Source organism: Chitinophaga eiseniae, from assembly GCF_900167135.1.
GTDB classification, from domain to species: Bacteria; Bacteroidota; Bacteroidia; order Chitinophagales; family Chitinophagaceae; genus Chitinophaga; species Chitinophaga eiseniae.
Genome location: NZ_FUWZ01000007.1, coordinates 261,130 through 282,182, shown reverse-complemented (window position 1 = coordinate 282,182; position 21,053 = coordinate 261,130). Strand labels below are relative to the sequence as shown.

The 21,053-nt window shown below is 50.1% G+C and carries 18 protein-coding genes; 10 read left to right on the top strand and 8 right to left on the bottom strand.

What is annotated here, in order from left to right; translation table 11 throughout:
• Positions 1-41: 41 nt before the first annotated feature.
• Positions 42-2,273: a glycoside hydrolase family 20 protein gene (locus tag B5D63_RS32465; protein WP_078673051.1), complete on the top strand. Its 2,232-nt coding sequence runs from the start codon at positions 42-44 to the stop codon at positions 2,271-2,273.
• Between the two features lie 60 nt (positions 2,274-2,333).
• On the opposite strand, the gene B5D63_RS32460 is transcribed toward B5D63_RS32465, so the two are convergent.
• The 3 genes from B5D63_RS32460 to serA form a co-directional block, all read right to left on the bottom strand.
• Positions 2,334-3,908 carry a S41 family peptidase gene (locus B5D63_RS32460; RefSeq protein ID WP_078673050.1) on the bottom strand — a complete coding sequence of 525 codons (1,575 nt, stop codon included), beginning with the start codon at positions 3,906-3,908 and terminating at the stop codon, positions 2,334-2,336.
• A gap of 26 nt (positions 3,909-3,934) precedes the next feature.
• Positions 3,935-4,723, bottom strand: a complete 789-nt coding sequence (locus tag B5D63_RS32455; RefSeq protein ID WP_078673049.1) for a hypothetical protein — start codon at positions 4,721-4,723, stop codon at positions 3,935-3,937.
• Between the two features lie 239 nt (positions 4,724-4,962).
• Entirely contained in the window at positions 4,963-6,198 is a 1,236-nt protein-coding gene (gene serA, locus B5D63_RS32450; protein WP_078673048.1) for a phosphoglycerate dehydrogenase, read from the bottom strand.
• Between the two features lie 321 nt (positions 6,199-6,519).
• On the opposite strand from serA, the gene B5D63_RS32440 reads away from it, so the two are divergent.
• Positions 6,520-7,731 carry a serine hydrolase domain-containing protein gene (locus tag B5D63_RS32440; protein WP_235021687.1) on the top strand — a complete coding sequence of 404 codons (1,212 nt, stop codon included), beginning with the start codon at positions 6,520-6,522 and terminating at the stop codon, positions 7,729-7,731.
• Between the two features lie 220 nt (positions 7,732-7,951).
• Here the strand turns inward: B5D63_RS32440 and B5D63_RS32435 are convergent, their stop codons facing one another.
• The gene (locus B5D63_RS32435; RefSeq protein ID WP_078673045.1) at positions 7,952-8,929 is read right to left on the bottom strand and encodes a cation diffusion facilitator family transporter; all 978 of its coding nucleotides are present in this window, start codon (positions 8,927-8,929) and stop codon (positions 7,952-7,954) included.
• Between the two features lie 164 nt (positions 8,930-9,093).
• Here B5D63_RS32435 and B5D63_RS32430 point away from each other — a divergent pair, with 164 nt between their 5' ends.
• Genes B5D63_RS32430 through B5D63_RS32420 form a run of 3 tightly spaced genes read left to right on the top strand, consistent with a single transcriptional unit; the run spans position 9,094 to position 10,443 of the window.
• Positions 9,094-9,681 (top strand): HD domain-containing protein, encoded by a 588-nt coding sequence (locus tag B5D63_RS32430; protein WP_078673044.1) that lies wholly within the window; start codon positions 9,094-9,096, stop codon positions 9,679-9,681.
• A gap of 17 nt (positions 9,682-9,698) precedes the next feature.
• Positions 9,699-10,214, top strand: a complete 516-nt coding sequence (locus tag B5D63_RS32425) for a hypothetical protein (RefSeq protein ID WP_078673043.1) — start codon at positions 9,699-9,701, stop codon at positions 10,212-10,214.
• 10 nt (positions 10,215-10,224) lie between these two features.
• A complete protein-coding gene (locus tag B5D63_RS32420) occupies positions 10,225-10,443 on the top strand; it encodes a hypothetical protein (RefSeq protein ID WP_078673042.1) in 219 nt (72 codons plus the stop codon).
• 63 nt (positions 10,444-10,506) lie between these two features.
• Here B5D63_RS32420 and infC read toward each other — a convergent pair whose 3' ends face one another.
• Positions 10,507-11,175 carry a translation initiation factor IF-3 gene (gene infC, locus B5D63_RS32415; protein WP_078673041.1) on the bottom strand — a complete coding sequence of 223 codons (669 nt, stop codon included), beginning with the start codon at positions 11,173-11,175 and terminating at the stop codon, positions 10,507-10,509.
• Between the two features lie 167 nt (positions 11,176-11,342).
• On the bottom strand, positions 11,343-13,283 hold the full coding sequence (gene thrS / locus B5D63_RS32410; RefSeq protein WP_078673040.1) for a threonine--tRNA ligase: 1,941 nt from the start codon (positions 13,281-13,283) through the stop codon (positions 11,343-11,345).
• A gap of 515 nt (positions 13,284-13,798) precedes the next feature.
• On the opposite strand from thrS, the gene B5D63_RS32400 reads away from it, so the two are divergent.
• From B5D63_RS32400 to B5D63_RS32390, 3 genes are all read left to right on the top strand, one after another.
• On the top strand, positions 13,799-14,119 hold the full coding sequence (locus B5D63_RS32400) for a hypothetical protein (protein ID WP_078673038.1): 321 nt from the start codon (positions 13,799-13,801) through the stop codon (positions 14,117-14,119).
• A 29-nt stretch (positions 14,120-14,148) separates the two neighbouring features.
• Positions 14,149-14,598, top strand: a complete 450-nt coding sequence (locus tag B5D63_RS32395; protein ID WP_078673037.1) for a hypothetical protein — start codon at positions 14,149-14,151, stop codon at positions 14,596-14,598.
• A 98-nt stretch (positions 14,599-14,696) separates the two neighbouring features.
• The gene (locus B5D63_RS32390) at positions 14,697-15,068 is read left to right on the top strand and encodes a hypothetical protein (protein WP_078673036.1); all 372 of its coding nucleotides are present in this window, start codon (positions 14,697-14,699) and stop codon (positions 15,066-15,068) included.
• A 3-nt stretch (positions 15,069-15,071) separates the two neighbouring features.
• Here B5D63_RS32390 and B5D63_RS32385 read toward each other — a convergent pair whose 3' ends face one another.
• Positions 15,072-17,435: a TonB-dependent receptor gene (locus B5D63_RS32385; protein ID WP_078673035.1), complete on the bottom strand. Its 2,364-nt coding sequence runs from the start codon at positions 17,433-17,435 to the stop codon at positions 15,072-15,074.
• A 43-nt stretch (positions 17,436-17,478) separates the two neighbouring features.
• On the bottom strand, positions 17,479-18,066 hold the full coding sequence (locus B5D63_RS32380; RefSeq protein ID WP_159456251.1) for a DUF3347 domain-containing protein: 588 nt from the start codon (positions 18,064-18,066) through the stop codon (positions 17,479-17,481).
• Between the two features lie 208 nt (positions 18,067-18,274).
• Between B5D63_RS32380 and B5D63_RS32375 the strand changes: the two genes are divergently transcribed.
• Positions 18,275-20,236, top strand: coding sequence for an ABC-F family ATP-binding cassette domain-containing protein (locus B5D63_RS32375; protein ID WP_078673033.1), 1,962 nt, complete (start codon positions 18,275-18,277; stop codon positions 20,234-20,236).
• A gap of 129 nt (positions 20,237-20,365) precedes the next feature.
• The gene (locus B5D63_RS32370; RefSeq protein WP_078673032.1) at positions 20,366-21,052 is read left to right on the top strand and encodes a response regulator transcription factor; all 687 of its coding nucleotides are present in this window, start codon (positions 20,366-20,368) and stop codon (positions 21,050-21,052) included.
• Position 21,053 lies beyond the last annotated feature (1 nt).

Here is a 21,053-nt window from a genome sequence, read left to right as displayed (position 1 = left end):
TATTTCTTTCCCTATCATTGTCCTTTAATTTTATCAGGCTTATGTTTAAGTATTGTGTTAGTGTGTTGCTGTTAACAGCATGCTGTGTGCTGCCGGGAAAAGCGCAGTATACCGGTAATCTCGACCTGATCCCGCGACCATCGCAGATCACCGCCGGAACCGGCTATTTTCATCTCAACGGCCAGGGACTCATTTTCCCCGGGAAAGATTTCCGCCAGGCCACCCAACTCCTGAAAGAAATGGGCAGCTTTCCGGCTACCGGGAAAAACCGCTCCCCCATTATTTTCAGACAGGCGAATGCCGCCACCATACCACACCCCGACGGATACCGCATCCGCATCACCCCCGCGGCAGTGACCATCGACGCCCGCAGCAACGCCGGCGCTATCAACGCCGCACTGACAATCGTACAACTCAGCTGGCTGCAGCCGGACCGCTCGCTGCTGCCCTGCGCCGATATCGCCGATCAGCCACGCTTCCATTACCGCGGCGTACATCTCGACGTGTCCCGCAACTTTTTTCCGGCGTCCTACATCAAACGATTTATCGACCTGATGGCGCTGTACCGCATGAACACCTTCCACTGGCACCTCACCGACGGCGCCGGCTGGCGGCTGGAAATCAAAAAATATCCCGCGCTCACCCGGCAGGCCGCATGGCGCAATACCGCCAACTGGAAAGAATGGTGGAAGAGCGACCGCCACTATTCACAGGAAGGAGCCCCCAACGCCTACGGCGGATATTATACCCAGCAGGAAGCAAAGGACATTGTGGCCTACGCCGCCGCCAGAGGTATCACTGTTATACCGGAAATAGAAATGCCCGGCCATTCGGAAGAAGTACTGGCCATGTACCCGTCGCTCTCCTGTTCCGGCATCCCCTATAAAAACTCAGAGTTCTGCCTCGGCAACGATTCTACCTTTTACTTCCTGCAGGACGTGCTGGACGAAGTGATGACCATCTTCCCATCCCGGTACATTCATATCGGCGGCGACGAAGCTTCCACCAAAGCGTGGAAACAATGCCCCAAATGCCAGCAGCGCATCCGCACCGAACAGCTCAAAGATGAAAAAGAGTTGCAGAGCTATGCCATCCGCCGCATGGAAAAATTCCTGATCTCCCGCCACCGCAAGCTGCTGGGATGGGACGAAATCCTGGAAGGCGGCCTGGCGCCCGAAGCCACGGTGATGTCCTGGCGCGGTGAAAGCGGCGGCATCGCAGCCGCCAAAGCCGGTCACGATGTAGTAATGACGCCCGGCGCCTATTGTTATTTCGACAGCTACCAGGCAGATCCCGTCACACAGCCGGAGGCCATCGGCGGCTACCTGCCGCTGGAAAAAGTGTACAGCTACGAACCGGTTCCCCGTGAGCTGGACGCCACCGCAGCAAAACATGTACTGGGCGCACAAGCCAATATATGGACCGAATACATCCCTAACTCCTACCACCTGGAGTACATGACCTACCCACGGGTAATGGCACTGTCAGAAGTAGTATGGTCGGACACGCTGCACAAAAAATGGGAAGATTTCCACCAACGGATACAGTCGCACTATCGCTTACTCCAACGGTTAAACGTAAATTACTACCGTCCTTCCTATGCGGTGAGCATTCACCCGGAAATCAATACCACGCAGCATGAGACGGCCATCACGTTTACCTCGGAACAATACCGTCCACAGATTCGTTATACCACAGACGGCTCCACTCCCACACCGCAGTCGATGTTATATAACGGCCGTTTTACGGTGAAAGGGTCTGCTGTCATTACAGCGGCCATCTTCCGGGATACGGCACTGCAGGACAAACCGGCGGTACTGGCGGTAGATGATCATCGGGCCCTCGGGAAAAAAGTAATCTACAACAGGCCTTATAATGAAAAGTATGCAGCGCAACGCGAAGCAACGCTGGTAAATGGATACCGTGGATCGCTGACCTACGGGGACGGTCAGTGGCAAGGGTTTCTGGGAGATATGGATGTAACGGTAGACCTGGAAAAAATGACGGACCTGCAGCGTCTGTCCATCAATTTTATGCAACTGACCGGGCCAGGCGTATACATCCCGGCATCAGTGGAAATACAGTTATCAGATGACGGACAAGTCTTTCGCACGGTGCAAACAATCAGCAACGATGTGCCGGTAACCTTGTCCACGCTGGCTTTCAAGGATTTTAAGTTTGATCTGCACCAGCAAAAAGCGCGTTATGTACGTATCATCGCGAAGAACGGGCAACGCGGATTTATGTTTACCGACGAAATCATTATCTACTGATAAAAAATCCCCGCAAAGCATCACAGGCAGCTTTGCGGGGATTCATTACGTTTATCCTTTTCAGCGGCCGGCGCTGATAATGCGGCTGCGCTCATAGTCCACCATACCGTTAAAACCGTTCACCGGCTTCAGTGACGGGATCGCCTGCCGCAAATTGCTCATTTCGGTCGATGCGACACGGGCATTGCCGGTATACTTTCCGGTGGTAAGGTAATTGACGATCGCTTTCAGATTATCATCATTTTGGGTATCTCCCCAAGGTACGTTTACGTAGTCCAATGCAGGCGCGTCCACATCAATTCCTGTAAAATATCCGCCTACGCCGTTGGCGTTTTTCGTTTCAAAGTTGATCGCATACAAGTCTGCCAGGTATTTCCGGTTGTGGTTCTGATCGAAAACGGCAATATTGAAATCGATAAAACCGACGGGTTTACCGTATGTTTTAGAGCCTACCAGTTTTACCGTCATATACGGTTTCAGGTTATTCAGCGTCAGTTCGCTGGCGGATGCCGTATTACCTGTGGTAATGAAAAACACATTGTCAAGCTGAAGCTTGCTGGTAGCTGCGGCAAATTTGGTGGTGGTCGTCAACCCCACTTCTGAGGCGTGGGTCATCAGCTTATCGTTGAAGACAGTGTTGTACATCAGTTTACCCGCCGCTCCTACCGGAGCAATGGCGTTGTCCAGGTATTCTGCGGTAGATACAGCGCCACCGCCATTATAACGGAAATCCACGATCAGGCTGGTGATCCCTTGCGCCGCGAACTTATTGAACAGCTGGTCCAGTGCGGTTTTTGTATAAGTATCCTGCCCGCTGCTGTTGATAATACTGGAGAAGGTGTACATAGAGAAATACCCCACCTTCTTGTTGCTGCCGGCCAGTGTAAACACGGTATCAAAAACCACCGGGTTGATGTTATAGCTGGCGGTGGTCAGGGTCTGGGTGATGGTAGTGCCATCAAGCCTTTTGAAACCCAGCGTCACCGAAGGACTGTTGAAGATGGCGTTGTACACCGACGTCAGGAAGGCCTGGTTGGTGGAGATGTTGCTGTTACCATTGACGGAGATGATTTCCCATCCGCGGGTGACCCCGATTTTGCCGGCGGGGCCGTTCTTATCGGCATACAATATAAAAATGTGGGCGTTGCCACCGCCGTCCTGCGCTATGCCGTAGTCCAGTCCCAGGTCACCGTTGGTGGCGGCAAAAGTCTGGGAAGAAATGCCATTCATCAGTTTATTGGTCAGCACCCCGTTACGGTCCAGGAAACTGTAATGATCAAACGGCCGGGTGGTCGTCTGGTTAATGGCGTATGTTTTCATCACAGACAACAGGCTGTCAGCGTTGGCATACTTCGCGTCAAACGGGTTGAGGGCCGGCACCTGGGAATACCAGTAGTAGGTAGGTAATCCGCTGGCCGGGGTACGTCCGCCATCGGCGTAGGTGACTTGCATGATCTGGTACATCAGGTATTTCAGGGAGTCCTCGTCCGACGAGGCCGTTACCTTGGTGGTATCAGTCCGGGGCACCGGATTGGGCGACGGTTTGTTGTCTTTGCGGCAGGCCGTCCATAAAAGTACACAGGTGATACCGGCGAGGGCAATCCTGGCTCCTGAGGTAAACAGATTTGTATGCATAATAACGGTTAAGACTATTTGAAATATTACGGGTGCGCCGCCAATGTCTGTCTCGTCCAGAATTCCGTCGAAAAGAACAGCATCATTTTCATCCGGGTTTCTTCATCCGGCATGGCGGGTGCGCCACCATCCTTGCTGGCTTTGGCCTGCTTTTCCCGCAGGATTTTCTCCTGTTCCCGGCGTTCTGCCGCGCTCAGGGAGTTTACCTTAAAACGGTAAGCGATGGGCTTATCGTATCCTGCAGGAATACCTGCCGCTGCAATGGGTACGGCCAGTTCGCAAACCAGGTTGCCTGCTGCATCAAAAGAGGCGGCAGTACGGATGCCATTGGGATTGTTAACGGGTATATTCCCGTCTGTCACACCCGTCAGTCCTTCTACCTTTATCTCTTTCACATTGGCGAGGGCTTGTCTTCTCCATTCTTCGGCCAGTTTCTGGCGGGACTCCTGCGGTACGTCCGGGGCGGTATTGATTTCACCTACCAGCGGGAAGGTGATCATGGCGCCGCCCTTCTTTTTTCCCGAGGGGTTGATAGATACGCTCAACCCGGAGCGCAGGATACGCTGCTGGCTGATTTTGTCAGGCACGCTGGCAATCAGGAACAGGGTATCCTTATTATTGGCGATCGTATAAAAGAGTTTGGTATCGTTGTTATAAAACTGCAGCGGCTTGGGCCATTCTGTTGCCTGGCCGTCGATGTTGAGCTGTTCAGGGGCCCACTTATTAGGCTCACTGTCCTGCGCGTTTACATTTACCTGCCATAGCAGTGCGGTCATTAATGCTACCCCTGCTATGCGTACGTTGATACTGTTCATGCTTTTGTTTTGATGGCTGTTTACGCTTGCAAGGATAACAAACAAATCTGAAACAATTTACAAATTGATTTGGGGATTTTCGAATTTACGGATTTTGGGATTTGGGGGAGCCGGATTTTTGATTTAGGGTTTTGAGATTTTGAAATTTTGTTATTTATAGATTGCCTTAAAACAGCCTATAAACCCAAAAATTCCAAAATCCCAAAATCCCAAAATCTCCAAATCTCTAAATTCCTAAATTAATAAAGCAGTCGTGCCTTGATAGTATGTTTTACCTCTTTCAGCAGTGCCAGGGCTTCCTGGGACAGCTGACGGTCCACGTCAAGCACTACATAACCAATCTGGTCGTTGGTTTTGAGGTACTGCCCGAGAATATTGATTTTATTTTCAGACAGCGCGGTGTTGATGGCGGACAGTACGCCCGGTACATTCTGGTGTACGTGCAGGATGCGGTGTGTATTTTCGATCGGCGGCACGCTGATGGCCGGCACGGTGTGAGAGCCGAAGCTCGCGCCTTTTTCGAGGTAGTTGAGCAGTTTGGCGCTCACATCGAGACCAATATTATGCTGCGCCTCTTCGGTGCTGCCACCGATATGTGGCGTCAGGATCACGTTGGACAGCTTCTGCAGCGGTGTGCTGAAAGCGGCGCCGTTCTTTTCCGGTTCTACCGGGAACACATCTACCGCAGCACCGGACAGCTGACCGCTTTCCAGGGATTCTTTCAGCGCTTCCAGGTCAACCACCTCTCCTCTTGCGTAGTTGAGGAAGATAGCGCCTTTCTTCACGTAGGACAGCGTTTCCCGGTTGATCATCATTTCTGTGGACCTGTTGGAAGGTACGTGCAGGGAGATGATGTCCGCCTGTTCAAACAATTCTTTCAGGGACCTTTGCTGTACAGCGTTGCCCAGCGGCAGTTTGGTTTCGGCATCGTAATACATCACGTTCATGCCCATATTTTCCGCCAGCACGCTCACCTGGCTGCCGATATTACCGTAGCCGACGATACCCAGCGTTTTGCCACGCAGCTCATAGCTGCCTTTGGCTTCCTTCATCCATACGCCGTTGTGGGCGGCCGCGTTCTTGTCCACGATACGACGGATCAGCACAATAGACAAACCAATCACCAGTTCCGCTACAGAACGGGTGTTGGAATAAGGCGCGTTGAAAACAGCCACACCTTGTTCGGTGGCCGCTTTCAGGTCCACCTGGTTGGTGCCGATACAGAAACAACCGATGGCCTGCAGCTTTTTGGCAGCCTCCAGCACTTTACGGGTGACCTGCGTTTTGGAACGGATACCTAATAAATGAACATCCTTGATTTCATTGATCAGATCAGCTTCGCTGAGCGCACCAGTCAGTTTGCGTACCGAATAGCCTGCCGTGGTGAATTCTGCCACAGCGGCGTCACTGATATTCTCCAACAATAAAATGCTGATCTTTTCTTTCGGATAACTTGTAGACTTTACCTGTTCCATAATATTATAAAGAATTATATGTAATTTTTTCAACCGCAATTGGCTTAATAATTGCGGTTACGCGGGGCAAAAACAAGGCACAAACCTACTTTATGTTGGGGAATAATCAAATACTATCATAGTCAAATTCGATTTTTATCAAAAAACAGGCTTTCTACCCCTGCTTTTTTTGATAATTTAATGATCAACGGGCTTAAAAATGCATTAAAAGCGGGTTGGATGCAGGAGAATATTTGGTATGCATTGTCAATGAGTATAATTTTAACGCCTTGAAAATTTACAGAGAGAATCAGCATTAAGTAAGTCAGTGAATCACCTCTAATGAAGCGATTGAAAGCAGTAAGCATCATCTTATCTATCACGGGAATTGCCATCATCTCCAGCTGCCAGGGCAATGCAGCACGCAGGGAAGCAAAAAGAAAAAAGGCCATATCAGACAGCAGCCTGTATACGCTCAACTTAACAGAGGCTCAACGGGAAGCCATTCTGAAAGCGCCGCGCACTGTGCAGCTACAACGGGAACTGAATACATTTTATACCGGGAAACTATTGCGCAGCGGCTTTAACGGCGCTATCCTGGTCGCAAAAAAAGGCGTCATTATCTTCGAACAATATCATGGTTTGGAAAACTACCGGACTAAAACTCCGATGGTGGACAGCTCTGCCTTTCAGCTGGCATCCGTCTCCAAAACCTTTACCGGCGCAGCAGTGCTGTGGCTGGCAGAAAAAAAGCAACTCAGCCTGGAAGACTCCGTGCAGAAGTTCTTCCCCGAATTCCCCTACAAAGGCATCAGCGTACGTATGCTGCTTAATCACCGCAGCGGTTTGCCCAACTACCTCTACTTCTGCGACAGCCTGTGGAAAGACCGGGCCGCCTTCATCACCAACGAACAGGTGATCCGCCTGATGGAGCAACATAAGCCGCGCATCCAGCACCTCCCCGACACTCATTTCCAGTACTGCAACACCAACTATCTCCTGCTGGCCTCCATCATCGAAAAGGCTACCGGGCAGAAATACGCCGACTTCATGCAGCAAACGTTTTTTAAACCGCTGCATATGGTCAACACCTTTGTATACGATCCGGCATCTACGCCCCGGCCTCACCAGACACAGAGCCACAAATACAATGGCCAGGCAGAACCGGACACTTACTTCGACGGCGTGATGGGCGACAAAGGCATCTACAGCACCGCCCGCGATATGCTCAAATGGGACCAGGCATTGTATTCAGGCCAGCTGCTGGACTCAGCCACACTGAAAGCCGCTTACACACCTTACAGCCACGAAAAACCAGGTATCCGCAATTACGGGCTGGGCTGGCGTTTGATGGTATATCCGGACAGCACGAAAAATATTGTGTACCACAACGGCTGGTGGCATGGCAACAATACCGTGTTTTACCGTTTTGTGCAGGACTCCACCACCCTGATCATCCTGGGCAATAAATACAACCGCGGCATCTATCAGGCAGTGAAGCCTATCCGTGAAATGATGGGCCACGGAGATGGTGAAGAAGCAGGCGCGGAGTAATCACGCAAAGGCGCAAAGCAGTCACGCAAAGGCGCAAAGCAGCAAAGAGCGCAAAGATTTTTTTAAGATTAATAAGAAAGCAAAGGAGCGGAGATCAAATCGATTTGATCTCCGCTCCTTTGCTTTCTCTGCTCGCTTAAATGATCTTTGCGCTCTTTGCTGCTTTGCGCCTTTGCGTGACTGCTTTGCGCCTTTGCGTGAACCCGCGAGCCTGCGAGCGCTACCCGTGCTTTCTATTCGGTAACACATTCTCCCGCGTCCACGTAATCTCCCCCGTGAAAGCATGTTTCCTCACCGGGCAGGCGTCTTTCAGGCAGTAGTGGCAGCAGGAAGGAATGCACGGGTCCATATGAATAAAAAATTCCACTTCGCTCCCTTCAAACCCTTTATTGACCAGCACCTCCACCCTTTTCATTTCATCGTGTGCCTCTGTGAGCGACAGGTAATAGGGCATGGTAATGTGGCAATCGATGTGATAGTTGTTGCCGTATTGCTGCACCCGCATGTTGTGAATGTCTATCCAGTTGGGCACGCGTTCGGCGGAAAGCAACGCAATCACCCTGTCCACCACCTGCATGTCCGTTTCGTCCATCAGGCCCGATATAGAACGGCGCATGAGCTGATATCCCTTCGTGAGGATAAGGATGCCCATCAGCACGGAAACGGCCGGGTCCAGCCAGTTCCAGCCGGTAAAGTGGATGATGCCCAGCGCGATGATCAGCCCCACGCTGCTGTAGACGTCTGTCATGATATGCTGACCATTGCCGCTCAGAGTGATAGAGCCCAGCGTACGGCCGGAGCGGATCAGGTATAGCCCCAGCAGCAGGTTGGCCAGCGTGGTGGACCCCAGCAGCCATAAACCGCTGCTCATTTCATGCAGCTCCTTCGGCGATATAAAATATTGGACAGCTTTAACAAGGATGAGCACACCGGCGAAAAAGATCATGGCGCCTTCAAAGCCGATGGAGAAAAATTCTACTTTGCCGTGCCCGTAGGGGTGATTGGCATCTTTCGGCTTGCCCGACAGGTAGATGCTGTAACTTGCGAAACCACCCGCCACCACGTTGATAATAGACTCCATCGCGTCAGAAAGGATCGCCACGGAATGGGTCAGATAGTAAGCCACGAATTTGGCCACGGTGAGGATAAAACTAACAGCAAGCGACACCAGGATGACGCGTAATTCTCTTCTTAGCAAGTAGATCAGATTGTATGGGTGCGAAAGTACAAAGGTACGGTTATTACCGTATTGCCCCCACTGCGGTGGCCGTGAAAATTAATATTCCCGTAACACCCGCACGTCAAAATTTTACGAAATTAAGAGACTGAATAACCGCTATCTAACGTAAAGCCATAAACGAAATGAACAGTAGAGAAATCCGGGCCAACGCTGTAGTAGACGAACTTTTTGGTTTGTACGAGCAATATGGCCATCATGCCTATGGAGAACAGGTGACCATGCTGATGCACATGATGCAGTCTGCCCTCATCGCCGAACAGACCGGCTTCGACGACGAAATGATACTGGCGGCTTTCCTGCACGACGTCGGCCATTTCTTTGAAAGTGGCGACCAGATGGATATCTACGGCGCCCAGGCCCACGATACCATCGGTTACCGCTACCTTACCTCCTGCGGGTTTCCACCCAGAATGGGCCAGCTGGTGGCCAGCCACGTAGCCGCCAAAAGATACCTCACATGGACCGACAGCGCCTACTATGATACCCTCTCTGAAGCCAGCAAGGAAACTTTACGTTACCAGGGCGGCCCCATGACGGCAGCCGAAGCCAAAATATTCCGGGCAGATCCCCTGTTTGAACAATACATCCAGTTAAGGATCTGGGACGATATGGGGAAAGATCCGGACATGCCGGTGCTTCACATCGACCTGGAACGGATGCGGGAACGTATGTTCCGCTACCTGCTGGCATATGGCCAACTGGGAGATTAATTTTAAATTGCCGTAGTATGGAACTAAGAAAAGAAATACTGGCGGCCAGTTATAAGGAACAGGTCCTTGCAATTGCCGGCTGGGTTGGCAACGACGCTAAACGTTTCGCAAAGCTGATGCAGCTGTTCCTGGAAGACGAATACCGCGTGGTGCAACGCAGCGCCTGGATCATCAGCCTGGTGGCCGATAAACATCCGGAACTGCTGACCCCTCACCTGCCGGAAATGGTAGCCCGCATGGAAACCGGCGGACTTCCCTCTGCGGTGAAACGGAATGTGTTGCGGGTGCTGCAGGACATGACCCTCCCGCCGGACCTGCATGGCCCCGTGATGAACGCCTGCTTCCAATACCTGGAAGACCCTAAGGAGATGATTGCCATCAAAGCCTTTTCCATGACCGTATTGTCCAACCTGGCGGTGGCTTATCCAGATATTAAAAATGAAATCCGGATCCTGCTGGAAGACCTGCTGGAGCATGACCCTTCGCCGGGCATCCGCTCGCGCGCCCAAAAGGTAATGAAGCGCATCGGGTAACACAGGAACGATGTGGTTGCCAACAATCCTGGAAGACAGGGCCAACTATGCAGAGCACCCCGGATTACACGGAAGCGATGTGGTTGCCGACAATCCTGGAATGCTGGGGTCAACTGAGCAGAACGCCCCGTATAACACGGAAGCGATAGTGCCCTGGGAGCCGGCCATTACCTTCCGGGCATCACCTTGCAGCCTCGGCTGTATCCCTGCCGCAGCACGGTCCGCTTAACAAAAAAGCGGCACAGCAGGTAGTGTGATACCTGCTGGTGCCGCTGTATAAGCTGGATACCTGTTAAGCCTGGTCTTCCGGTTTGCTTTCAGCAACGCGGGGTTCTTTTGGCTCTTTTGGTTCTTTAGGTTCTTTGGGTTCCTTTTCTTTTTTCTTGGCAGCTTTCGGTGCGAAGATGGCGATCATACGCTTACCTTCCATGGTAGGCATACTTTCAAGGCCACCCACTTCCGCCAGCCTTTCGGCGAACTTCAGCAGGATCAGCTCTCCACGCTCCTTAAACATGATAGCACGTCCCTTGAACTGTACATAGGTTTTCACCTTGTTACCTTCTTTCAGGAAGTTCTCCGCATGTTTCGCCTTGAAGTCAAAGTCATGATCATCGGTGTTAGGCGTAAAGCGGATTTCTTTCACCTCGCTTTTGTGCGCCTTTGCCTTCATTTCCTTTTCCTTCTTCTTCTTTTCGTAAAGGAATTTATTGTAGTCGATGATACGGCATACAGGGGGTGCGGCATTAGGGGATATTTCCACGAGATCGAGGCCTTGCTCTTCTGCCATACGCAGGGCTTCCTCGGTCCTGTATACGCCCACTTCCACGTTTTCACCTACCAGTCTTACCTCAGGGACACGGATCATTCTGTTGGTCCGGTGTTCTTGTTGTTGTTCCCTGCGGAAATTCGGGTTTCTTCCCCGATTATTACCACCAAAATTTGGTCTGGGTTTTTGTTGCATTAAAAAAATTAAGATTTATTAATTATTGTTCATAGTCCATGGTCCATATCCCACACATGGACCAAAAACAACTTATACAAAAATAAGGGGAAAATTCCGTGCAATTAACATACCTGTTTTCCGGAATGTTCATTGTTTTATATACTTCTTTTCCACATTTAAGTATGTTACTCGATTGGCTTGCGGTTGGTAACCTCATCATTTACCAGTGTGGTAAACTGTTCCAGGGTCATGGTTCCGAGGTCACCTTTGGCTTGCCGGCGTACCGCCACGATATTGTCGGTCGCTTCTTTTTCGCCGAGGACCAGCATATATGGTACTTTGGCGAGTTCTGTATCGCGGATTTTCTTACCGATTTTTTCGCTTCTGTCGTCAATCTCAGCGCGAATTTCCGCTTTTTTCAGCAATTCTGCCACTTTTTCTGCATAGGCCTGGGTTTTCTCGCTGATTGGCAGGATTTTCACCTGGGTAGGTGCCAGCCACAGCGGGAATTTACCGGCGCAATGCTCAATCAGCACCGCGATGAAACGTTCCAGGGAGCCAAACGGCGCACGGTGGATCATTACCGGGCGGTGACGCTGGTTGTCGGCCCCGATGTACTCCAGCTCAAAACGTTCCGGCAGATTGTAGTCCACCTGGATAGTGCCCAGCTGCCATTTACGGCCGAGGGCATCTTTCACCATGAAGTCCAGCTTCGGTCCGTAGAAGGCGGCTTCACCATATTCGATCACGGTATTGAGGCCTTTTTCGGCGGCGGATTCGATGATAGCCTGTTCAGCGAGGTTCCAGTTCTCTTCTGTACCAATATACTTGCTGCGGTCTTCCTTGTCACGCAGGGAAATCTGAGCGGTATATTCAGTAAAGCTGAGGCTGTTAAACACATACATTACCAGGTCGATCACTTTCTGGAATTCTTCTTTTACCTGGTCGGGACGGCAGAACAGGTGGGCGTCATCCTGGGTAAATCCTCTTACGCGGGTGAGGCCGTGCAGTTCACCGTGCTGCTCGTAACGGTACACGGTACCGAACTCTGCAAAACGCACCGGCAGGTCTTTATAGGACTTCGGGGAACCTTTGTACAGTTCGCAGTGGTGCGGACAGTTCATCGGTTTCAGCATGAACTCCTCTCCTTCTTCCGGCGTATGGATTGGCTGGAAGCTGTCTTTACCATATTTTTCGTAGTGACCGGAAGTCACGTACAGGTTTTTGTTACCGATATGCGGTGTTACTACCGGCAGGTAGCCACTGGCCAGCTGGGCTTCCTGGAGGAAACGTTGCAGGCGTTCACGCAGCATGGCGCCTTTGGGCAGCCACATCGGAAGGCCCAGTCCTACTTTTTCAGAGAACATGAACAGTTCCAGTTCCTTGCCCAGCTTACGGTGGTCACGTTTTTTCGCTTCTTCTATCAGGGTCAGGTATTCGTCCAGCTCCTTCTGATTGGGGAAAGTGATACCATAGATGCGGGTGAGCATCTTATTTTTCTCATTACCCCGCCAGTAAGCGCCGGCGATGCTTGTCAGCTTGATGGATTTGATAAAGCTGGTATTCGGGATGTGCGGGCCACGGCACAGATCTGTAAAACCGCCCTGTGTGTAGAAGGTGATGCTTCCGTCGGGCAGTTCATTGATGGTTTCCACCTTGTAGGGGTCGCCTTTCTCTGTGAAATAAGCCAGCGCGTCGGCTTTGCTCACATCTTTGCGAATGTATTCGCTGTTCTTTTTGGACAGCTCTACCATCTTCGCCTCAATCGCCTTCAGGTCCTCTTCGGAGATGGTGCGGTCGCCCAGGTCTATATCGTAATAAAAACCGGCTTCAATAGCGGGACCGTAACCCAGTTTCACACCGGGATACAGGGCTTCCAGGGCCTCGGCCATCAGGTGCGCGGAAGAGTGCCACATGGTGGATTTACCATCTGTATCCGTCCACGTCAGGAGCTGCAGCGTAGCATCCGTTGTAACCGGGCGTGTAGCATCCACTACCTGCCCATTAACTTTTGCAGCCAATACTTTACGTGCCAATCCTTCGCTGATGGATTTGGCAATGTCCAATGCAGTTACTCCTGGTTCATACTGACGAACTGCGCCATCCGGAAAAGTGATATTTATCATACGTTTTACTGTTAGCGTCATACTTTTTCATATGCGCTATATTTCCTTTATAAAATGTTTGCGAAGTTAAGAAATAGTTTGTTAGCTTTTTGCTTAGTCCGCCAGCGAAATTCAAGGGAACTTAAAAATAATGGTCCGCGCGGCGGTGGGGTATCAGTCCGGAAAGTCAACAAAGCCTACAAATATAATAAAATTGCTCCACTTTACAAAGCTGTTGATCCGCCAGGAATCAGAAACCTGACAAAATCGTTATTGCGGATAAGGGGTTGTGATAATCAATGTATCAGCCGGCGCTCCTGCCCCGCCTTATAGACAATACGCACCAAATAAAGCCACCATGGCCAGTTAAACACATTTATAATCCTTCCTGACAAACACTCCCTTTCCCCTTTTTTCATCTCCCAAAAGAAGAATTTTAAAAATTTATTGTGCAAAAAATTGGGAGGACGAATGAGGGGTGGTAATTTTGTTTTGTAATCTAAAAACATTCATTTTGAGCAATTAATCAATAAATTATGGGGTATATTTCAAAACCGCAACGTAAGTCCATATTCAGTGGCGAACATCGTATCTCTTCCATTTTAAGGGATGAACTGAAAATGCACCCGTCTGCTGCCCGCGAACTGCTACTGGAAATGGACAACGTTTTAAACGATCGGTTGCAGGAGATAGTACAATATGGCAATTCGATTCATCAGGAAATTGACAAAGTTGATCAGGAAGTTTTCAGAGACTTTGGAGGAATCACCTGGCGTATTATCTATTGGATAGTAATTCTGGGCATCCCCTTCTTCCTCTTCCTACTCGCATTGATAGGAAATCATCAACCACGCTAATGAAGCTACTAATAACCTAAAAATATGTTATGTCTGCAAACAATATCAAAATCTATGACATTTTCCGAAAAGATCTTCATTTAGGAGACGAAAAAGCGAGGGAGCTCGTATCCGAAATGGATGAAGTCTATCGCAAAGAATTGATAAAGGATTTAGCCACCAAAACAGAAGTCCAGGCGCTTGCTAAAAAGCTGGATCAGACAGATGCTAAGCTGGATGGATTCAATATCAGGCTGGATGGATTCCATACCAGGCTGGATGGATTCGATGCCAGGCTGGATGGATTCAAGGACGCAATAAATGGTTTCCAGGTCGGGTTTGCTACATTCAGGGCTGAAACGGCCATCCAAATGAAAACTGATGTTGAAAAATTCTATTCCAAAATGGATAGACTAGGAGTTTTGCAATACATCGCCATTACAGGCACAATTCTGGGGGCCCTCGCATCTTTAGGCGTCTTTAAACTCTTATTTAAATAGCTGTCTAAACCGAAATTATAGGCTACGGAGAATACGCGGTATTTGTGACACTCCGGCATAAGTGCTGATCACTATTCTATCACCAAACTACTTAAATTATGTCTGTAAACAATATCAAAATCTACGATATTTTCAGAAAAGACCTCCATCTGGAAGATGCAAAAGCACAAGAACTGCTCTCCGAAATGGATGCAGCCTACAGCAAAGACCTGCTTAAAACAGATATACAGCAACTTTCCACCAAACTCGTTGTGGTAGATACCAAGCTGGATAAAATTAAAGAAGATCTTGATGGATTCAAAGAAAACCTTAACAACTGTCATACAAAATTAGACAACGTGCAACTCCAAATACAGACAGACTTCAAAGAAATCTGTTCTAAAATGAGCAATACCGGCCTGTTACAATACGTGACCATTACAGGCACTATTCTCGGTATCATCTGGACCTACTTTAAGTTCTTTAAATGATCGCTAAAACCTAAAATTATACGTCACCGCGGGAATAATCGGAAACAACGACACCTGCTTGGCCGTGACTTTCAGTGACCCATCCACCGCCTTTCCCTCCTGGTCAAAATAAATGAAATAGGGATTTTTCCTGCTATACACGTTATAAATCGAGAAAGCCCAGCTTCCCTGGAACCGCTTATTCTCCCTTTTCGGCCTGGGTGTGTAAATAGCAGACAAATCCAGCCGGTTGTACGGCGCCATGCGATACGAATTGATCTTACCATATCCCTGTACCAGCGCGCCTTCCATGAAATAGAACTGTTCAGGCATCGTAGTCGTATTGCCCGTGCCATAGATGAACACCCCTGAAAAAGTCCACCGTTTATTTAATTCATACGTAGCCACCGCCACAAAATCGTGCCGCCGGTCGTATTTCGCCGGGTACCAATCCCCGTCGTTAAGCTGGGGGAACTTCCGCCACGTCCATGCCAGTGTATACCCCAGCCAGCCGGTGAGCGCACCTTTTTTCTTGTTCACAAACACCTCCACCCCATAGGCCTTTCCCTTCCCAAAAACAAAATCCAGCTCCGGATCGGACAGTGAAGGCGTATACCCCTCCCGGTATTCTATCTGGTGGTACATCAACTTATAATAGGTTTCTATAGAAGCCTCGTAGGTGTTGTTTTTAAAACTGCGGAAGTAACCGGCGGAATATTGCCACGACTGCTGCGGCCGTACCCGGTAGGTACTGGGCACCCATACGTCCGTCGGCAAAGTGGTACCAGCATTGGACACCAGGTGAATGAACTGGTAATTACGCGTAAAAGCAGCCTTGATGGCATTGTCATCATTCCAGGAATACCGCAGGATAAGGCGCGGCTCAAAGCCCCCATAGCTTACCACCGGCCGCCAGCGGCCGTAGCGAACGCTGTCCGTTTTCTGACCGGCCGCATCGCGGATATAACGGGTGTAAGGCCCTATCTGCATAAACCCGCTGAAACGCACGCCTGCATTGAGCTGCAGATGTGGCGATATCTCCCAGTCGTCCATCACATATGCGCCCACTTCATGTGCGTATTTTTTAAAAGCGTTTTCCGGGGGAGAAAATATGGTGGAGTCCTGCCCTCCGGTGACAGTGCTGGGCGTGAACACATGGTAGATATAATTACCGCCAAACTTAATGTGGTGACGGGGACTGGCATAAAAATCGAAATCCAGTTTCCCATTGGCATCGCTGATACCGGATGACAGGCGGAGGTTAAAGTTATTCTGCAGCGCGCTGAACTGGAATTTATAGTCGTTGTAAATCAGCGACAGGTTGGCAAAAAGCTTACTGCTGAAAACGTGGTTCCAGCGCAGGGTGGCCGTACTGTTGCCCCAGGGGATCTTCACCACGAACTTACTGTTACTGCTGGCAAAACTGAACACGTCCCGGCCGAGGTAACCACTGAGATACAGCCGGTCGTTGTCGGACAGGATATAGTTCACCTTCATGTTCAGGTCATAAAAGTAATAGCCGGTGCCCCTGTACTCCGAGTTGTTCACAAAAGGCCTGGAGAGCAGGTCGATATAAGTGCGCCTGCCGGAAACGATGAAAGAAGCTTTGTCCTTTTTCAATGGTCCCTGCAGGGACAGCCGGGAGGCGATCAGTCCTATGCCGCCTTCCCCCTGGAAAGTTTTGTTGTTGCCCTCTTTCATATTTACATCCACCACGGAAGACAGGCGCCCGCCGTAGTTGGCTGGCATTCCTCCTTTGATCAGGGTGGTATTTTTGATGGCGTCGGCATTAAACACGGAAAAGAAACCGAACAGGTGACCGGTATTGTACACCGGCGCTTCGTCCAGCAGGATCAGGTTCTGGTCCGGCCCGCCGCCACGTACATAAAAACCGGCATTACCTTCTCCGGCGGCCTGTACGCCGGGCATCAGCTGCAGCGCCTTCAGCACGTCCGTCTCCCCCATCAGCGCCGGCAATTTCTTCACCTGCCGGGAAGACATCTCCACGCGGCCCATGTCCGTACTCTTCACATGTGCATGCTGCTGCCGGGCCGTTATCACCACCTCCTTCGCCTGGTAAGACCGGGGCAACAGTTCTAAATAACGTATAGTATTGCCTGTTAGGTCCAGTTCCAGCGATTTGTTTTCATAACCAACAAAAGAATAAACGATTGTATAAGTGCCGGGAGGCAGAGAGAGGGAATAAAACCCGTAAGTGTTCGTCTGGATGCCGGTACCAGTGCCCTGCACCTGTACCGTGGCGCCCGGGAGGGATTCGCCGTTGGTACTGTCACGCACATACCCGCTAATGGTGTAATGCTGCGCCTTTGCAGCTACACACAGGGTCAGGGCCATCAGGAAAGTAACTACATATCTAAAGGTTTGCATATTACTGTCTATTGTGCTCCGGCAATAGACAGTAATTTACAATTTACTGGTAACTTAGCGTATCTTTTGTTTCTCCGCAATGCAACATTTTATCGCCGAAGTAAGGATTAAAGATCTCCGGTTTATCGCTGAGCCAATAGGCGCCTTTATCGTCAAAGGCCATCGGGCAATATTGATGGTAGATGGTTTTACCTTTGAGACCGGTATTCTTTACGAGATCGAATAACATTTCAGATACCATCTGAAAAGAAGAGCGTTTGCCCTCAAGGTCTTTTTCACCTTCAAAGCCTGCCAGTTCAGCACTGATGCTGCCGGTGGTGCCGGTGATAATGCTGAGGTGGCTGCTGTCCATCTGTAGGGAAGATACCGGCAGACTGTCCATGTGTTGCTTCAGGGAAGCCGCCGCCAGGTTGGCCCCCACGCTGTCCGCCTTTACCAGGGCGGCCGATAGCTGATAGTAAGCCTGCATGACCGTTTGAAGGGAATCGTAATATACCTGGCTGTAGGGCGCTTGTAACGCCGCCGCCGGAGTTGCTGCTGTTTCGCCGGATTTGGTGGAGGATGACTGACAACCAAACAGCGCGACCGCTATGCATAATGTTCCCACGGGAACGCCTAATCTAAAATTCATGGGTGGATGTTTTTCTTCGTTCGCAAAAGTAATAATAATCAGCCGGGACTGAAAACAGGAATCAAACATTTAATCATCCAAATTATAATATCTATATAATTGATTGTTAAATGCTAATGAATAACAAAAATACAAACACATCGGAAACATTAAAATGACATAAGTTCTGGTTACCTTTGCACGTTTTTTATCCAATTTTTGATCAATTATGTTAATCGCATTACAGGACATTACTTTTGAGTTTGGGTCCAGGGTTATCCTGGAAGATTCTTCCTGGCATATTGAGCCGGGAGACCGCGTTGGCCTTATCGGATTGAATGGAACAGGAAAATCCACCCTGCTGCGTATTATCAATGGTGAATACTCCGTTTCCAAAGGAAGCGTTAATAAAAGCAAAAACCTGACGATCGGCTTCTTCAACCAGGACCTGCTCAGTTTCGAGACCGACGAGTCTATCCTCACCGTAGGGATGATGGCCTTCGGCAAAGCGCTGGAACTGGAAAAAGAAATCGACCGCCTCACCAAAGAACTGGAACACGACCAGACAGAAGAGCTGTTGCACCAGTTCAGCGACGCCCTCCACGAATTTGAAGCGCTGGACGGCTACAACATGAAACACAAAACGGCACAGGTACTGGAAGGCCTCGGCTTCACCACCGCCGACCTGGACCGCCCCTATAGCGAGTTCTCCGGTGGATGGCGTATGCGCGTGCTCCTCGCCCGCCTCATCCTCCAGCAGCCGGACGTACTCATGCTCGACGAACCGACGAACCACCTTGACCTTCCGTCCATCGAATGGCTGGAACGGTACCTCGTTGGCTACAATGGCGCCGTTATCATCGTATCGCACGACCGTTACTTCCTGGACCGCATGGTCAACAAAATAGTGGAAGTGTACCAGCAGCAGCTGCATCACTACGCCGGCTCCTATGCCGACTATGAAGTGGAAAAAGAGCTGCGCCGCGAAATGCAGCAACGCGCCTACGAAAACCAGCAGGACTATATCCGCCAGCAGGAAAGGTTTATCGAACGTTTTAAGGCCAAAGCCTCTAAAGCCGCACAGGCACAGAGCATCGCCAAAAGACTGGATAAACTGGAACGGGTGGAACAGGTAGATAATGGTCCGTCTAAAATCAAGATCAACTTCTCCATCGATAAAACACCGGGTAAAATCCTGTGTACGCTGAACAACGTCAGCAAAGCCTACGGCGCCAATCAAATCCTGAAAAACACCAGCGCTGAAATCAACCGGGGCGATAAAATTGCCCTGATCGGTGCCAACGGTAAGGGTAAATCCACCCTGCTGCGGATGATCTTCGGCATGGAATCCATGGAAGGCGAAAGAGTACCCGGACACAACGTGGTGACCAGCTTCTACGCCCAGCACCAGCTCGAATCCCTCGACCTCAACTGCGAGATCCTCGACGAACTGAAAAATTTCGGTTCCGGCCGCACCGAACTGGAACTGCGCCAGCTGCTCGGCTGCTTCCTCTTTACCGGCGACGACGTATTCAAAAAAATCCGTATCCTCTCCGGTGGTGAGAAAGCAAGGGTGGCACTGGCCAAGACCATCATCAGCCAGGCCAACTTCCTTATGCTCGATGAGCCTACCAACCACCTTGACATGAACTCCGTGCAAATGCTGATCGACGCCCTCGACAAATATGAAGGCAGCTTCGTACTGGTATCGCACGACCGTTACTTCGTGAGCCAGACCGCCAACAAGATCTGGGAAATCGTAGACGGGGAAATCAAAGAATTTAAAGGCACCTACACCGAATACGAAGAGTGGAAAAAACGGATGGCCGCACAAGCCACCACACCCGTGAAAGCCGCTCCTGCCGAAACCAAAAAAGAAACCAAACAGGCACCCGCCACTACCAGCAATAACAACGTCGCCAAAGGCGCCATCAATAAAGATGTGCAACGCGAACTGCAAAAACAGCAGAAACAATTTGCACAGGTAGAAGGACAGCTGGCCAGCCTGAAAGAACGTAAAGCCAGCCTGGAAGCCAACTTAGGCGACCCGGCCACCTATAACGACCGGACTAAGTTTGCCCAGGTGGAAAGCGAATACCAGGACGTACTGAAATTCATCGACCGGGCCAACGAACAATACGAACAGCTCTTCGAGAAAATCATGCAGCTGGAAGCAAACCTCGTTAGCTAATTACAAATTACGAATTACGAATTACGAATGGAGGGCGTACTTTTGACAAAGTCATTAAATAACCGCTCAACCAGGAAGCCCTCCATTCGTAATTCGTAATTCGTAATTCGTAATTTTAAAAAGTTTCATATGCAGAAAATACTGGTGGTAGAAGATGAAGTCAAAGTAGCCAACGCCGTTAAAAAAGGTCTGGAAGAAAACGGCTTCGAAGTAGACGTGGCCTACGATGGCCGCATGGGCAAAAGCCTGGCTGCCAGCAACAACTACGACCTTGTTATTCTCGACCTCAATCTCCCCCATCACAACGGCTACGAACTGTGCGAAGTGATCCGCCGCAAAAACAACCGCGTGCCCGTGATCATGCTCACCGCACTGGGCGGCGTGGAAGACAAAATGCAGGCTTTTGAACTGGGCGCAGACGATTACCTGGTAAAACCCTTTGACTTCAGGGAACTGCTGGCGCGTATCCGCGTATTCCTCAAGCGGGCCGGCTCCGAAGCGCCCCACAGCACACAGTACAAAATCACCATCGCCGACCTGGAAATAGACCGGGAAAAGAAAGAAGTCACCCGCGGCGGTAAAAAAATAGCCCTCACCGCCAAAGAATACCAGCTGCTCGACTTCCTGGCGCTACACAAAGGCAAAGTGATCTCCAAACTCACCATCGCTGAAAAAGTATGGGACATCGACTTCGATACCGGCACCAACGTCATCGAAGTATATATGAACTTCCTCCGCAAAAAAATCGATAAAGACTTTGAGCAGAAACTGCTCCATACCAAAACCGGCATGGGATATTACCTCTCGGAAGAGTAAT